This is a genomic window from Brevundimonas sp. EU05-FHT14B07 (assembly GCF_058790795.1).
The window spans coordinates 64,649-78,746 of record NZ_JBYTCZ010000003.1 but is presented as its reverse complement, the minus strand read 5'-3'; the positions used below and the strand labels follow the sequence as shown (position 1 = coordinate 78,746).

General features: G+C 67.1%; 15 protein-coding genes. 8 read left to right on the top strand and 7 right to left on the bottom strand.

Annotated features, from left to right (window positions below; translation table 11 throughout):
- Window positions 1–32: 32 nt before the first annotated feature.
- On the bottom strand, window positions 33–1,472 hold the full coding sequence (locus AC3WRC_RS08230) for a GumC family protein (protein WP_492303528.1): 1,440 nt from the start codon (window positions 1,470–1,472) through the stop codon (window positions 33–35).
- A 121-nt stretch (window positions 1,473–1,593) separates the two neighbouring features.
- Here AC3WRC_RS08230 and AC3WRC_RS08225 point away from each other — a divergent pair, with 121 nt between their 5' ends.
- A complete protein-coding gene (locus AC3WRC_RS08225; RefSeq protein WP_492303527.1) occupies window positions 1,594–2,343 on the top strand; it encodes a polysaccharide biosynthesis/export family protein in 750 nt (249 codons plus the stop codon).
- Window positions 2,344–2,351: 8 nt separating this feature from the next.
- Here the strand turns inward: AC3WRC_RS08225 and AC3WRC_RS08220 are convergent, their stop codons facing one another.
- Entirely contained in the window at window positions 2,352–2,657 is a 306-nt protein-coding gene (locus tag AC3WRC_RS08220; RefSeq protein WP_354074172.1) for a sel1 repeat family protein, read from the bottom strand.
- A 316-nt stretch (window positions 2,658–2,973) separates the two neighbouring features.
- On the opposite strand from AC3WRC_RS08220, the gene AC3WRC_RS08215 reads away from it, so the two are divergent.
- The 3 genes from AC3WRC_RS08215 (at window position 2,974) to AC3WRC_RS08205 (ending at window position 5,414) form a co-directional block, all read left to right on the top strand.
- A complete protein-coding gene (locus AC3WRC_RS08215) occupies window positions 2,974–3,558 on the top strand; it encodes an RcnB family protein (protein ID WP_055753440.1) in 585 nt (194 codons plus the stop codon).
- Window positions 3,559–3,720: 162 nt separating this feature from the next.
- Window positions 3,721–4,752 (top strand): RcnB family protein, encoded by a 1,032-nt coding sequence (locus AC3WRC_RS08210; RefSeq protein ID WP_492303526.1) that lies wholly within the window; start codon window positions 3,721–3,723, stop codon window positions 4,750–4,752.
- Between the two features lie 338 nt (window positions 4,753–5,090).
- Window positions 5,091–5,414, top strand: a complete 324-nt coding sequence (locus tag AC3WRC_RS08205; protein WP_492303525.1) for a hypothetical protein — start codon at window positions 5,091–5,093, stop codon at window positions 5,412–5,414.
- Window positions 5,415–5,480: 66 nt separating this feature from the next.
- Here the strand turns inward: AC3WRC_RS08205 and gatB are convergent, their stop codons facing one another.
- The 4 genes from gatB to AC3WRC_RS08185 all read right to left on the bottom strand — a co-directional run bounded on the left by gatB (window position 5,481) and on the right by AC3WRC_RS08185 (window position 9,386).
- Window positions 5,481–6,974, bottom strand: coding sequence for an Asp-tRNA(Asn)/Glu-tRNA(Gln) amidotransferase subunit GatB (gene gatB / locus AC3WRC_RS08200; RefSeq protein ID WP_492303524.1), 1,494 nt, complete (start codon window positions 6,972–6,974; stop codon window positions 5,481–5,483).
- A gap of 2 nt (window positions 6,975–6,976) precedes the next feature.
- Window positions 6,977–8,455: an Asp-tRNA(Asn)/Glu-tRNA(Gln) amidotransferase subunit GatA gene (gatA, locus tag AC3WRC_RS08195; protein ID WP_492303523.1), complete on the bottom strand. Its 1,479-nt coding sequence runs from the start codon at window positions 8,453–8,455 to the stop codon at window positions 6,977–6,979.
- 2 nt (window positions 8,456–8,457) lie between these two features.
- Complete coding sequence (gene gatC, locus AC3WRC_RS08190; protein ID WP_492303522.1) at window positions 8,458–8,745, bottom strand: Asp-tRNA(Asn)/Glu-tRNA(Gln) amidotransferase subunit GatC; 288 nt, start codon at window positions 8,743–8,745, stop codon at window positions 8,458–8,460.
- Window positions 8,746–8,840: 95 nt separating this feature from the next.
- Window positions 8,841–9,386 carry a hypothetical protein gene (locus tag AC3WRC_RS08185; RefSeq protein WP_492303521.1) on the bottom strand — a complete coding sequence of 182 codons (546 nt, stop codon included), beginning with the start codon at window positions 9,384–9,386 and terminating at the stop codon, window positions 8,841–8,843.
- A 73-nt stretch (window positions 9,387–9,459) separates the two neighbouring features.
- Here AC3WRC_RS08185 and ruvX point away from each other — a divergent pair, with 73 nt between their 5' ends.
- From ruvX to pyrC, 4 genes are read left to right on the top strand one after another with little or no spacing between them, the layout of a single operon-like run.
- On the top strand, window positions 9,460–9,939 hold the full coding sequence (gene ruvX, locus AC3WRC_RS08180; protein ID WP_492303520.1) for a Holliday junction resolvase RuvX: 480 nt from the start codon (window positions 9,460–9,462) through the stop codon (window positions 9,937–9,939).
- A complete protein-coding gene (locus tag AC3WRC_RS08175; protein ID WP_492303519.1) occupies window positions 9,936–10,859 on the top strand; it encodes an AEC family transporter in 924 nt (307 codons plus the stop codon). Before ruvX ends, AC3WRC_RS08175 begins: the two co-directional genes overlap by 4 nt.
- Window positions 10,860–10,898: 39 nt before the next feature.
- Entirely contained in the window at window positions 10,899–11,882 is a 984-nt protein-coding gene (locus AC3WRC_RS08170; protein WP_205680803.1) for an aspartate carbamoyltransferase catalytic subunit, read from the top strand.
- Window positions 11,879–13,153, top strand: a complete 1,275-nt coding sequence (gene pyrC, locus AC3WRC_RS08165; RefSeq protein ID WP_492303518.1) for a dihydroorotase — start codon at window positions 11,879–11,881, stop codon at window positions 13,151–13,153. The genes AC3WRC_RS08170 and pyrC overlap by 4 nt, the downstream gene beginning before the upstream one ends.
- 8 nt (window positions 13,154–13,161) lie before the next feature.
- Here pyrC and AC3WRC_RS08160 read toward each other — a convergent pair whose 3' ends face one another.
- Window positions 13,162–14,094, bottom strand: a complete 933-nt coding sequence (locus AC3WRC_RS08160; RefSeq protein ID WP_492303517.1) for a glycerophosphodiester phosphodiesterase family protein — start codon at window positions 14,092–14,094, stop codon at window positions 13,162–13,164.
- Window positions 14,095–14,098: the final 4 nt, after the last annotated feature.

The window sequence follows — 14,098 nt, the reverse complement described above, 5'->3', positions numbered from 1 at the left end:
CTCCCTAAGCCCTCAGCCTAGCACGAGTTTCGCTAGGCCGCCTTGGCCGGCGCGACGGCCAGGACGGGCATGTCCAGAGTGCGGCTGACGGAGGCCGGCGTCGTGAAGCCGCGCCGTGTGAACACGCGCAACAGGCCGACGCACAGGGCGGTGAAACCCGCGAAGAGGAAGACCGCCGCCAGCAGCGGGATCTTCAGGCTCTTGCCCGTCGCCGGCGGCTGGGCGCGTTCGATGACGGTGACATTGTCGGCGCCGGCGGCGACCAGGGCGTTGTCGGCGCGGCTCTGCGTCTCGCGCTGCTGGAACTCCCGGATGGAGGCGCTCAGCACTTCGCGATTGCCGGCCAGGGTCGTGTTCTCGGATTCCAGCGCCGTCAGCCGCGCCTGCCGCGAACGGATATCGGCCAGCTGACGATCCAGCACGGCCAGACGCGCCGCCAGCGAGTCGCGCTCGGCCCGAGTGTTGATTCGCGTGGTTTCCAGCTCGGTCCAGACGGGATTCGGCCCGGTGCGGACCTCCTTGGCCCCGACAGCCGTGCCGGTCGCGACATAGGCTTGCAGTTGATTGATCCGCGCCTCGATGTCCTTCACCGGCTGGGCGTCGGGCTGATAGCGCGACAACAGCTGCTCGCGCTCGGTGCGCAGTTGCAGCACCTGATCCTGAGCCGAGATATTTAGATCCTGCTGCAGCGCCACTTCCGCCGGCGTCCCCGCCTGCTGCGCCACCAGGGTGTTCAGGCGCTGGGCGGTCTGGTTCAGCTGGCTCTGGGTCGACATCCGGTCGGTGAAGACCGTCTGATAGGTCGCCGCCAGCGTCGCCTTGGCCGCGGTGAAGTCGCCGATGTCATTGGAGGCCAGGAAGGCCTCATAAGCCCGATCCGCATTGCCGAGTTCATCCTCAAAGGCGATGCGCTGGCTGGCGATGGCCGGCGTCTTGTCCTGGAAGACTTCGCGGCGATAGATCAGATATTGCTCGATGATCGTGTTCAACACCCGCGCCGCCCGTTCGGGATCGTCGGCCTTGTAGGTCAGGTGGATGACCGCGCTGCCCGGCGCCGTGGCGACGCCCAAGCCGCCGCCGACGGCCTTCAGCGCGGCGGACCGCGCGGCCTGTGGACTGCCCTTGGGCGGCTCGCCCAGGATGGCGGCCGGGCCCAGGGCCTCGACCACCTTCTGGCGCACGGCGCTGGAGCCCAGGATGGCAGCTTCGGAGTTGGCAACCTCGTCACCCTGCGGCGCCTGCCCCCGCTCGGCCGTGCCGACGCGCGGCTGATAGACGTATTCCTGACCCACGCCTGCGAAGACCGAGCCGGTGGCGGTGTAGTTCTTCTTCAGCGTCATGGCGGCGGCGAACCCCAGCCCCAGGATCACCACGAAGACGACGATCATCAGCAGCAGTTCGCGGAACAACAGGCCGATCACGTCCAGAACGCCGTAGCGCGGCCTTGTGGTGACGTGTGCGGTGGAGCGCATCGGGCGGGCCGAATCCCTTGAAAGGCGTGTTGTCGTCACCCTTCGCCCACCGGCGTTAACCGATGATTACCCATAACCGGCGAGGTTGCCTGATATCCCTCGTCGAGGCCGACCGATTCCCATGCTGACCGATCGCCGCCTGTTTCTGCTGACCCTGGGTTCAGCCTCCATCGCCGCCTCGCTGGCGGCCTGCGGCAGCGCCGGCGGCGTTCCCGATCCTCGGCGCGTCGACCGGTCGCCCTACGAGGAGCTCGCCGGCCTGCCCTTCGCCCCCTGGACGGACCAGGAGCCGGAATATCTGCTTTATCCCGGCGACGAGATCGAGGTCGCGACGCCGACGGCCTCTGAGTTGACCCGCACGCTCAAGGTCGGTCCCGATGGTCGCATCGCCCTGCCCCTGATCGGATCGGTCATGGCGGCGGATCGCACCCTGCCCCAGCTTCAGCAGGTCGTCTCGGCGGCCTATGCGTCCCAGCTGGTGCGCCCTGTCGTCGAGGTCACCCTGCGCCAGGCCGGGCCGATCCGCGTCTGGGTCGACGGCGAGGTGCGCAACCCGGGCGTCTTCGAAATGATCGGCGATCTGGACGCCTATCAGGCGGTGATCCAGGCCGGCGGGTTCGCCCCGACGTCGCGTCAGGACAGCGTGGCCCTGATCCGTCGCGGTCCCGGCGGATCACGCATGATGCGTGTGGTGGACCTGCGTCCGCGTCGCGGCGAGGTCGTGCCCTTGCGGCGTGGCGACATCGTCTTCGTGCCGCGTTCGACGCTGGGCGAACTGGCGGCCTTCTTTACCCAGGTGCGCGCCGCCCTGCCTATCGGCTTCAGCTATTCGATCAACGGATCGAACGGCAACGGCTACGCCCAGTTCTAGATGGTCGTTTAGGCGACCAGTTGAACTACGCCCTGGTCGATGTAGCGCCGCGCGGCCTTCTGGGCCTCGGCGATCTCGTCGCGTTCCATCTCCAGGCTCATCTCGCGGCGATAGACGCGCGCCTCGATCGAACCCTTCATGGCCGCCAGGTTGAAGATCATGTGGGCCGACACCCGGTCCATCGGGCAACCGCCCGATCCGGCCGAATACATCATGCCCAGTTTGAACAGGTCGTCGCCGGACATGTCCGGGGTCGGCAGGGGCAGACCGTCATCGCTGGCCTGCAGGTCGTGCGCCATTTCTTGCGCGTTCATCACCGTATCTCCTGATCGGGCGCCATTCTGGGCCCGCCTCTGAGACGCCATCAAATACCGGTGGTTTGAAGTTAAAGTTAACGGCGAAAGGCCTCGCCCGGACTTTTCAGTAAAGCAGAAATGAATACTTTCACCGGGATTCAGACCTCGGAAATTTTTGATAAATCTCTCGTTCACGCCTCGCCGGCGCGGCGCACGAGCGCTCCTCAAACCTGACGCGATCGTTCAGCGGGCATTCAGGCGCGAAATCCGACCTTGCTCATCATTAACGGGTCGGGTCGGCACATCCGTCGGCGGCCCAGAATGGAGCACGAAGATGAACCGCCTCACCAAGGCCGCCGTCGTCGCCCTCGCCCTGTCGACCACGGCCGTGCCGATGCTCGTTCAGGCCCAGGACCGCGACCGCCGCGAGTATCGCCAGGATCGCCGTGACGACCGCCGCGACTTCCGCCAGGAACGCCGTGAAGATCGCCGCGACTGGCGCGACGGTCGTTATGACAGCCGCCAAGACTATCGTCGTGATCGCCGCGACGACCGCCGCGACTATCGCGACGAACGCCGGGACGACCGTCGCGATTGGCGCAACGACCGCTGGGACCGCAACAACAGCAACTGGTGGCGCGGCCGTTCGGACTTCCGGGGCTACAACGGTCCGCGCTCGGGTTACTGGTATGCGCCCAGCTACGGCTATTACCGGGTCGAGCCGCGCTACAGCGGCTATCGCTGGCGCACTGGCGGCTATCTGCCAGCGCAGTATCGCAGCTACTACGTCCGTGATCCCTATGTTTACGGTCTTCGCGAAGCACCGCGCGGCTATCGCTACGTCCACGCCGGCAACGACATCCTATTGATCGCCGTGGCCAGCGGCCTGATCGCCAGCGTCCTCTCGGGCGTCTATTAAGCCCCGTCAAAACCGGACTATCAAACCCCGCAGGTCTTGCCTGCGGGGTTCTGCTTTTTCGGACAGCCCCTTGATTGCGAACAGTGTTCAGCCTGGGTTCATCGCCACGGATCGATGATTGCCTCAAGCCGCCGGAGACCCGGCGTGCAGGAACCAAAGACCATGAAACGCCTCCTGATGGCTTTCACCGCCATCGCCGTCGCCGGCCCGCTTGCAGTTCCGATGCAAGCCCTCGCCCAGGAACAAGACCAGGCTCAGCAGGAACGGCCGCAGCGCGAAGGCCGCGCCCGCGGCATGAACCGGCCCGAGCGTCCGCAGATGGGTCGTGAAGACGGACCGCGCGAGCCTCGCCCCGAACGTCCCAGCCGACCCGCAAACGATACGCCCCGCCCCGAGCGCCCGTCGGGTGGCGAACGCCCCAATGCAGGCGGCCAACGTCCGGATCGTCCCGAAAGCGGCTGGAACCGGCCTGATCGCCCGAACACCGGCGGCCAGCGTCCGGACCGGCCCGAAGGCGGCTGGAACCGACCCGATCGTCCGAATACCGGCGGCCAGCGTCCCGACCGCCCCGAAGGCGGTTGGAACCGACCTGATCGTCCGAACACTGGCGGCCAGCGTCCAAACCGGCCCGAAGGCGGCTGGAACCGACCCGATCGTCCGAACACTGGCGACCATCGTCCCGACCGCCCCGAAGGCGGCTGGAACCGACCCGATCGGCCCGACCGCCCAAATGCTGGCGGTCAACGCCCCGACCGTCCTGGAAACGGCTGGAACCGTCCCGACCGTCCAGGCTCGGGGTGGAACAACGGTCGTGACCGCGACCGTCAGCACCGCGAGTTCCGCCAGCGCTTCAACGGCGATCAATGGCGGCGGGATTTCTATCGCAACCACCGCTCGGACTGGTGGCGCAATGATCGGCGCTTCAGGGGTTACAACGGCGTTCGCGTCGGCTTCTACTTCGCGCCGGGCTGGGGCTACTACAGCGTGCCGCGCTCCTATTGGGGTCGGTCGTGGTCGGTCGGTCAGTATCTGCCGGATGCCTTCTGGCGCTATCAGCTGAACGACTGGCGCACCTACGGCCTGGGCTATCCGCCCGAGGGCACGCGCTGGGTTTCCGTCGACAACACTCTGTATCTGATCGACGAATACGACGGCTATATTATCGACGTCATCCGCGACGCCTGGCGCTGGTAACAGCCTGCCGATTTTGCACTTCCGCCCGACGGCCCCGCGCCGTCGGGCTTTTTTATTGCCCCGCTTCGCTGAAGGATTACGAACCGTGACCCTCGCGTGACCTTGTTCCGGTGCGACATCTTGTCAGGCGATCATTGGATCGCAAGGTATTCGAAGCCCTCATCTGCGCCACAAACACCGCTCAGCCGAGATCAGCTTCAGCAATCAGCGCTTGAAACGACTTGAAACCTGCCGGACGAAAATCGGACGCGATGCGCTCCGACGCTGGTCTTCGTCGCCATTCGCGATGACGTCCGGAAGCGTTTCCGGATGGCGTTTCAACCGAAGGACATGTCCCGATGAAGATCGCACTGACCGCCCTGGCCGCCTCGATGCTGCTGGCCGGCGCCGCAACCGCCCAGCAAGCGCCCAGCGCGCCGCCGCCCCCGCCGCCTCCGCCGGTCGATCATCAGACTCCGCACCATCCGGCCCCGCCGCCGGTCGATCCCGCCGTGCCTGCGCCGCCCGCGCCCCCGGCGCCGCCCCCTGTCGATGAGTCCGCTCCTCCTCCGCCGCCTGCCCCGCCCGCTCCGCCAGCGCCGACCGACCCGGACGCCCCCGTCCCGCCTGCGCCTCCGGCTGCCCCTGCACCGCCGGCGCCGCCCGTACCGCCGTCAGCCTAAACACAGAATTGAAAAGGCCCTGCGGAGCGATCCGCAGGGCCTTTGCTTTTAGTCCGACGCCTCGCCTTACAGGCCCAGCTTGGCCTTCAGGATGTCGTTGACGGCCGCCGGATTGGCCTTGCCGCCCGTGGCCTTCATCACCTGACCGACGAACCAGCCGATGGCCTGGGGCTTGTCCGCCACGGCCGCCGCCTTGTCCGGGTTGGCGGCGATGATCTCGTCCACGGCCTTTTCGATCGCGCCGGTGTCGGTGACCTGTTTCAGGCCGTGCTTCTCGACCACCTCGGCCGGCGAGCCCTCGCCGTTCCAGACGTGGTCGAAGACTTCCTTGGCGATCTTGGACGAGATGACGTTCGTCTCGATCAACTCCACCAGCTGCGCGACGTGCGCCGCCGGCAGCGGGTTCTGGCTGAAGTCCTTGCCATCGGCCGCCAGGCGCGCCGACACCTCGTTCGTGACCCAGTTCGACACCAGCTTGGCGTCCCGACCCTTGGCGGCGGCTTCGAAATAGTCCGCCTTGGCCTGTTCCGAGATCAGCACGATGGCGTCGTATTGCGACAGGCCGTAATCGGCCATCAGGCGCTTGCGCTTGTCGTCCGGCAGTTCGGGCAGCGACGACTTGATCTCGGCGATCCAGGCCTCTTCCAAATCCAGCGGCAACAGGTCGGGATCGGGGAAGTAGCGATAGTCCTGCGCCTCTTCCTTGGACCGCATCGAGCGCGTCTCGCCGGCCGTCGGGTCGTACAGGCGCGTCTCCTGAGTGATCGAACCGCCGTCCTCCAGAATTTCGATCTGGCGGCGCGCCTCATACTGGATCGCCTGAGAAATGAAGCGGAAGCTATTGACGTTCTTGATCTCGCAGCGCGTGCCCAGATGGCTGAAGTCGCCCGTCTGCTTGAACTTGTCGTAGTTGCCGGCCCGGCACACCGACACGTTCACGTCGGCCCGCAGATTGCCCTTCTCCATGTCGCCGTCGCAGGTGCCCAGATAGATCAGGATGGTCCGGATCTTCTTCACATAGGCCACCGCCTCATCCGGCGTGCGCAGGTCGGGACGCGAGACGATCTCCATCAGCGCCGTGCCGGCCCGGTTCAGGTCGACGTAGCTTTCGGTCGGCGACAGGTCGTGGATCAGCTTGCCCGCATCCTGCTCCAGGTGCAGTCGCTCGATGCCGACGTTGAAGAAGCTGCCGTCCTCGGCCTCCACTTCGACCACGCCTTCACCCACGATAGGGTAATAGAGCTGGCTGATCTGATAGCCGGTCGGCAGGTCGGGATAGAAGTAGTTCTTGCGGTCGAACTGACTGCGGCGGTTGATCTGCGCGCGCAGGCCCAGGCCCGTCTTCACCGCCTGTTCGACGCAGTGTTTGTTCAGCGTCGGCAACATGCCGGGAAAGCCCGCATCGACCAGCGACACCTGCTCGTTCGGCCCCGCGCCAAAGCCGACGGCCGCGCCGGAAAAGAGCTTGGCCTTCGACGCCACCTGGGCGTGGATCTCCAGCCCCATGACGATTTCCCAATCGCCGGTGCGGCCTTTGATGGTCTTCGTATTGTCGCTCATGCTCACCACCACTTGCCCGGCTTGGCCGTGAAGCCCGCCGCCCGTTCCAGCGCGGCGCCGACCTGGAACACCGTCGCCTCGTCCAGCGCCTTGCCGATGACCTGCAGACCCAGCGGCAGGCCGCCGGCGTCCACGCCCGCCGGCACCGAAATGCCCGGCAGTCCGGCCAGATTGGTCGTCACCGTGAAGACGTCGTTCAGATACATGGTCAGCGGGTCGATCTGCTTGTCGCCCAGCGCGAACGCAGCCGACGGCGTCGACGGCGTCAGGATGGCGTCCACCTGGCCCCAGACGTTGTCGAAGTCCTCGGCGATGCGGCGACGCACCTTCAGCGCCTTGACGTAGTAGGCGTCGTAGAAGCCAGCCGACAGCACATAGGCGCCGATGGTCAGGCGGCGCTGGACCTCCTTGCCGAAGCCCTCGGCGCGCGAGGTGGCGTACAGGTCGTCCAGCGACTTGAAATCCTCCGCCCGGTGCCCGAACCGCATGCCGTCGTAACGGGCCAGGTTCGACGACGCCTCGGCCGGGGCCACGATATAGTAGGTCGGCAGGGCGTATTTGGTGTGCGGCAGGCTGATCTCGACGATCTCGCAGCCGGCGTCCTTCAGCCAGGCCACGCCTTGGTCCCACAGGGCCTGAATCTCGGCCGGCATCCCGCCCACAACATATTCGCGCGGCACGCCGATGCGCAGGCCCTTGACCGACTTGCCGACAGACTGGGTCCAGTCCGGCGTCGGGATGTCCAGGCTGGTCGAATCCTTGGCGTCGAACGAGCACATGGATTGCAGCAGCAGGGCCGCGTCTTCGACCGTCTTGGTGATAGGCCCGGCCTGGTCCAGCGACGAGGCGAAGGCCACCATGCCGAAGCGGCTGGCGCGGCCATAGGTCGGCTTGATCCCGACCGTGCCGGTGAAGGCGGCGGGCTGGCGGATCGAGCCGCCGGTGTCCGACGCGGTCGCAGCCAGGCAAAGGTCGGCCGCCACGGCCGAGGCTGAACCGCCCGACGATCCGCCCGGCGTCAGATCGGCGTTGGAGTTGGCCGACTTCCACGGATTCACCACCGGACCGAACGCCGAGGTCTCGTTGGACGAGCCCATGGCGAACTCGTCCATGTTCAGCTTGCCCAGCATTACGGCCCCGTCGCGCCACAGATTGGCGGTGACGGTCGATTCATACGGCGGCACGAAGCCGCGCAGCATGTTGGAGCCGGCTGTGGTCTGCACGCCCTCGGTGCAGAACAGGTCCTTGATGCCCAGCGGCGCGCCCTCCAGCGCCCCGCCCTCGCCTGATGCGATACGGGCGTCCGACGCGCGGGCCATGTCCATGGCCTTGTCCGCCGTCACCTCGACATAGGCGTTCAGCTTCGGGTTCGCGGCTTCGATCGTAGTCAGGAAGGCCTGGGTGATCTCGACCGAGGTGAAGTCTTTGGCCTTCAGCCCGTCGACGGCGCCCTTCAGGGTCAGTTTGGTCAGGTCGCTCATGACTATTCGACCACCTTGGGCACGACGAAGAAGCCGTCCGCCGACTTCGGCGCATTCGACAGGACCGCATCGACCTTGGCGCCGTCGGTGACGATGTCGTCGCGCAGGCGCAGCGGCTGGGCGACGTTCGAGGTCATCGGCTCCACGCCTTCGACATCCACCTGATCCAACTGCTCGATCCAGGCCAGGATGCCGTTCAGCTCCTGCGCCAGCGGCTCCAGCCGGTCCTCGGGGGTCTTGATGCGGGCGAGATGCGCAACCTTGCGCACCGTCGCAGCGTCGATGGCCATGCGGCCCTCCAACACACAAAATGAAAACGAAGCGGTCGGATTAGCCGCCCGCACTGGGATTCACAAGGATCAGCCGCCCGTCGTCAGGCGCGATCTCACCGCGACGTGCTGACGGACACCGCGTCGGGCGGCGTCTCGCCGCTTGAGGGGAAGTCGATCTGCACCGTGCGCTCCACCTTCAGGATGTCGCCGTTCGGCCCCGCCGTGTCCTGACGCACCGCCAGGACCACACGCCTGGCCTTCGCCTCCACGACCTTCCATTCGGCATAGTCGCCCAGAGGATAGGCGCGCCAGCCCTCGGCCGGGCCGCCGAACAGGGCGAAATAGGTCACCAGACCATTCACCGCCGGATCGCCGCCCGAAAGACTAAAGACCTTGGCGTTCTGCTCCGGCAGGGCCTGCAACTGCGACACATCGGCCGCCGTGCCGATCTCTTCGCGTGCAGCAGCCGCGCGCCGTTCGGCAGACCCCACCGACTTAGTGGTCGGTGGCGGGGCCGCACGCGTAATCGGGCTCGGCGTCGGCGCGGCTGCCGCAATCTGAGTATCCTGTGCGGTCGAGGTCTTGGCCGGCGTGTCCGACTGTCCGCACCCACTCAGCACCAGCCCAAAAGCCGTCATCGCCGCTGTCGCCGTGCGCATGTCATCGTCCTTCCTGTCGATCGTCGTCACCATCGCCTTTGACTTCGGCCCGCGCCAGTCCTAACCGCAGGCCGTGCCCGTCCTCGACCTCCTCGATCTGCCCGCCGCCTGCCCACCCGACACACCGTGGATGGGGTTGGATCTGGGTGAGAAGACCATCGGCGTCGCCGTGTCGGATTCCACGCGCCTGATCGCCTCGCCGCTGGAGCTGATCCGCAAGTTAAAGTTCACGCAGGAGGCCGAACAGCTGTTCAAGCTGATGGCGCATCGCAAGGTTTCGGCCCTGGTCATCGGCCTACCCGCCAACATGGACGGCACGGAAGGCCCGCGCGCCCAGTCGTGCCGCGCCTTCGCCCGCAATCTGGAGCGGCTGCGGCCCGTCAACATCGCCTTCTGGGACGAGCGGCTGTCCACCAGCGCCGTCGAGCGTTTCCTGATCGAGGATCTGGACCTGAACCGCAAACGCCGCGCCCAGGTCGTGGACCGCACCGCCGCCGCCTGGATTCTGCAAGGGGCGCTGGATCGAGTTCGGGATCAGGCGACCTGGGTTTGACGGCCCTGATCGCCGGCGTCCTGCCGGTCTTTCTGATGATCGCCCTGGGCTACGGCTTGCGAAAGTCCGGCTTCCTGCCCGACGAGGCCTGGCGGCCGATCGAGAAGCTGTCGATCAACATCTTCTACCCCAGCTTCTTGATCCCCGCGATCTGGCACGCCGACCTCGCCGGCGGCGGCGCGACCGTGGCGGGTGCTGCGGCGGTGGGCGCGACCCTGATCGTGGCGGCCGCGACCCTGGCGTCCAAGCCTCTGATCACCCTGGACGGCCCGGCCTACACCAGCGTCTTTCAGGGCGTGATCCGCTGGAACAGCTTCGTCTTCGTGCCGGTGATCCAGTCGGTCTATGGCTCGGAAGGCACGGCGCTGGCCGCGGTCGCCATCGCCTTCATCATTCCCGTCACCAACATCGCCTGCGTCGCCGTGTTGGCGAAATGGGGATCTCTGCGGCGCGAGCCGTCGGTTGTCGGCCTGATCAAGTCGATGCTGGCCAATCCGATCCTGCTGGCCTGCCTGATCGGCCTGGCGCTGAATCTAATGCATGTGCCGCTGATCCCTGGCCTGTCGGATGCGATGGACCTGCTGGGCGCCGCCGCCCTGCCCCTAGGCCTGATCGTCGCCGGGGCGGGTCTGTCCTTCGCCGAGGTCAAACGACGCCGCACCACCATCGCCGCCGTCAGCCTGGTCAAGCTGGGGGTCATGCCGCCGCTGATGTGGTTCTTCGCCTGGGCTTTGGGCGGCGACAGCCTGGCGCAGGGCATCGCCCTGATCTGCGGCGCCGCGCCCGGCTCGGCCGCCTCCTACATCCTGGCGCGTCAGATGGGCGGCGATGCGCCGCTGATCGCCGGCGTCATCGCCCTGACCACCGTGGGCAGCGCCGTGGTCATTCCCATCCTCCTGGCTCTGTTCCACTTCACCTGACTGGCGTTCAGGGCGAGTCACGCCTATAGCCGCGTCTCGATGACCCAGCCCGCTCAAGTCACCGATCAGACCATCCGCGACCGGCTGGTTCCGTTCCCCAAACCGCACTTCCTGGCCGCATCGGACCTCGATCCGTATGTGACGCCGCAGTTGCTGGATCTGGGCGACGCCTTCGTGGACTTTAATCGCCAGTCGTCCAAGGCCCTGGACCTGCTGCACGGCCGCACGGTCGTGAACCTGTTCTTCGAGAACTCGACCCGCACCTCCTCCTCCTTCGAGATCGCCGCCAAGCGCCTGGGCGCAGACGTCGTCACCATGCCGGTCGCCTCTTCCTCGGTGAAGAAGGGCGAAACCCTGATCGACACGGCGGTCACTCTGAACGCCATGAAGCCCGACATCCTGGTCATCCGTCACTCGGCCTCGGGCGCGGCCGAACTGCTCAGCCAGAAGGTCGGCTGCGCCGTCGTGAACGCCGGGGACGGCCGCCACGAACACCCGACCCAGGCCCTGCTGGATTTGCTGTCCATGCGCCGGGCCTTCGGCGATGTGACCAGCCTGACCGTCGCCATCTGCGGCGACATCACCCACAGCCGCGTGGCCCGCTCCAACGTCGCCCTGCTGCAGATGATGGGGGCGCGCGTACGCCTGATCGGCCCGCCGACCCTGGTGCCCGGCGACGCCGACCGTTGGGGTTGCGAGGTCTTCCATGACATGCGCGAAGGTCTGAAAGGCTGCGACGTCGTCATGATGCTGCGGCTTCAACTGGAGCGGATGGCCGGCGCCTTGGTCCCTTCGACCCGCGAATATTTCCGCTTCTGGGGTCTGGATCGCGAGAAGCTGGCCTGGGCCAACCCCGGCGCCCGAGTCATGCACCCCGGGCCCATGAACCGCGGCGTCGAGATCGATTCCGACGTGGCCGACGACCTGGACGTCTCCCTGATCCAGGATCAGGTCGAAATGGGCGTCGCCGCCCGCATGGCCGTGCTGGCCTCCCTCTCCGCCCGTTGGGGAGACGCCCGATGACCACCGTCGCCATCATCAACGCCCGTCTGCTGGACCCCGCGTCCGACTATGACGGCCCCGGCGGCCTGCTGATCCAGGACGGCCGCATCAGCCGCGTCATCCATGGTCCGACGCCGGACCTGGCGGCGGATCAGATCATCGACGCTGACGGCCTGTGCCTCGCGCCCGGCTTGATCGACATCCGGGTCAAGACCGGCGAACCCGGCGCCGAGCCCAAGGAGACGCTGAAATCCGCCAGCCTGGCCGCCGCCGCTGGGGGCGTGACCACCATCGTGGTTCAGCCCGACACCGATCCCGCCGTCGACGACCCGGCCATGATCGACTTCATCCAGCGGCGCGGCGCGGCCCTGAACCTCGTCAACGTCCGCGCCGCCGGCGCCGCGACCAAGGCTCTGGACGGCCAGCGCATGGCCGAGATCGGCCTGATGGACGAGGCCGGCGGCCTTTATTTCACCGACGGCGACAAGGTCATCGTCAACAGCCGCACCCTGCAACGGGTGATGAGCTACGCCGCAGCCTTCAACGCCCTGATCGCCTGCCGCCCGGCCGACTCCTGGCTGACCGAAGGCGCGGTCGCCGCCTCCGGCGAATTGGCCACGCGCCTCGGTCTGTCCGGCAGCCCTGCCATCGCCGAGCGGATCGGGCTGGAGCGCGACCTGGCCTTGGTCGAACAGACCGGCGCGCGGTTCCTGGTGGATCAGATTTCGACCGAGGGCGCGCTGGACACCCTGGCCCGCGCCCGCGCCAAGGGGCTGGACGTCGCCGTCAGCGTCTCGATCAATCACCTTTGCTTCAACGAGGTGGACATCGGCGATTACCGCACCTTCTACCGGCTGGATCCACCCCTGCGCTCCGAGGCTGATCGCCAAGCCCTGATCGAAGCCGTGCGCGAAGGCCTGATCGACGTCATCACCTCCGCCCACGCCCCGGCCCCGGCCGAGGACAAGCGCCGTCCCTTCGCCGAGGCCGCGCCGGGCGCGATCGGCTTGGAGACTTTGCTGCCCGCCGCCCTGACCCTGCATCACGAAGACGGTCTGGATTTGCTCGACGTGCTTCGTCCCCTGACCCAGGGGCCCGCCGCCCTGCTCGGCTTCGACGCGGGCGTCCTGGCCGAGGGCGCCCCTGCCGACATCATCCTGTTCGACGCCGGCGCGCCGGTCATCATCGACGCCAACGCCCTTCACTCCAAATCCAAGAACTCCCCGTTCGACGGCCGCCGACTTCAGGGCAAGCTGATCGGAACTTGGGTGGGCGGTCGCAAGGTCTTCTAAGGCTCAGATCAGCGCGGCCGCGCGCACGTCGCGGCCTTGGCCACCTCGGCGCCCAGCACCGACTTGACGGCCAGCGGCGTGTCGGTGGCGATCACGGTCACGCCCTGGCGCACCAGATCGCGGTATTCCGAGACGTCCCCGTCGGCGGCGTAACGGTCGTCGCGGCGCACGCCCTCGGCGCCCAGGGTGCCGAACTGAACCTCGACGCCGGCCTCGCGCAGAGCACGCCACAGCGCCGGGCGCTCCTCGCGCGTGCCGGTCCAGGCCAGGATCTGCGCCGGGTCCAGCCCACTCAGATCATCCACACCGCCCAGCCCGGCCGAGATCATCATCTCCGGCGCCATGGCCGCCACCGCCCGCGCGTCGGCGTCGTTATAGGTGATTAGGATCACCCGGTTTCCGGCCCGCGACTGACGCACCTGATCGATCACCGCTCGCGCCAGATCGACCGTGGTCTCGCCGTCCGCGGGTTTCAGGTCGATGCTGGCGATGGCCCCCACGCGTCCGGCGGCGTCCAGCGCCTCGCCCAGCGTGGGCGGCGCGGCGCGCGTCAGGGCGCCGTTCGACGCCTTCAGCCGCGCCTGTTTCACCTGGGCCAGCGTCAGGTCCGCGACCCGGCCGCGCCCCGTGGTCGTCCGGTCCATGGTGTCGTCATGCATCAGAACCAAATGCTGGTCCTTGGTCAGGACCGCGTCCAGTTCCAGGATCGCATTGGGGATCGCCCGGCCTGTCGCCTCGATGGCGGCGATGGAATTCTCGGGCTGGTCGAGCGCCGAAACCGCCCGGTGCGCCGAGATCGCCACGCCGCCGTCCCGCACGCAGTCGAAATAGGCCGCCATTGCTGGACCCGATGACGGCGCAGGCACCATCGGCGGCGCACCCACGCAACCTGTCGTCGAAAGCAGCAGCAGGGTCGCGGCGGCGGCGGAAATACGGGTCATGGAT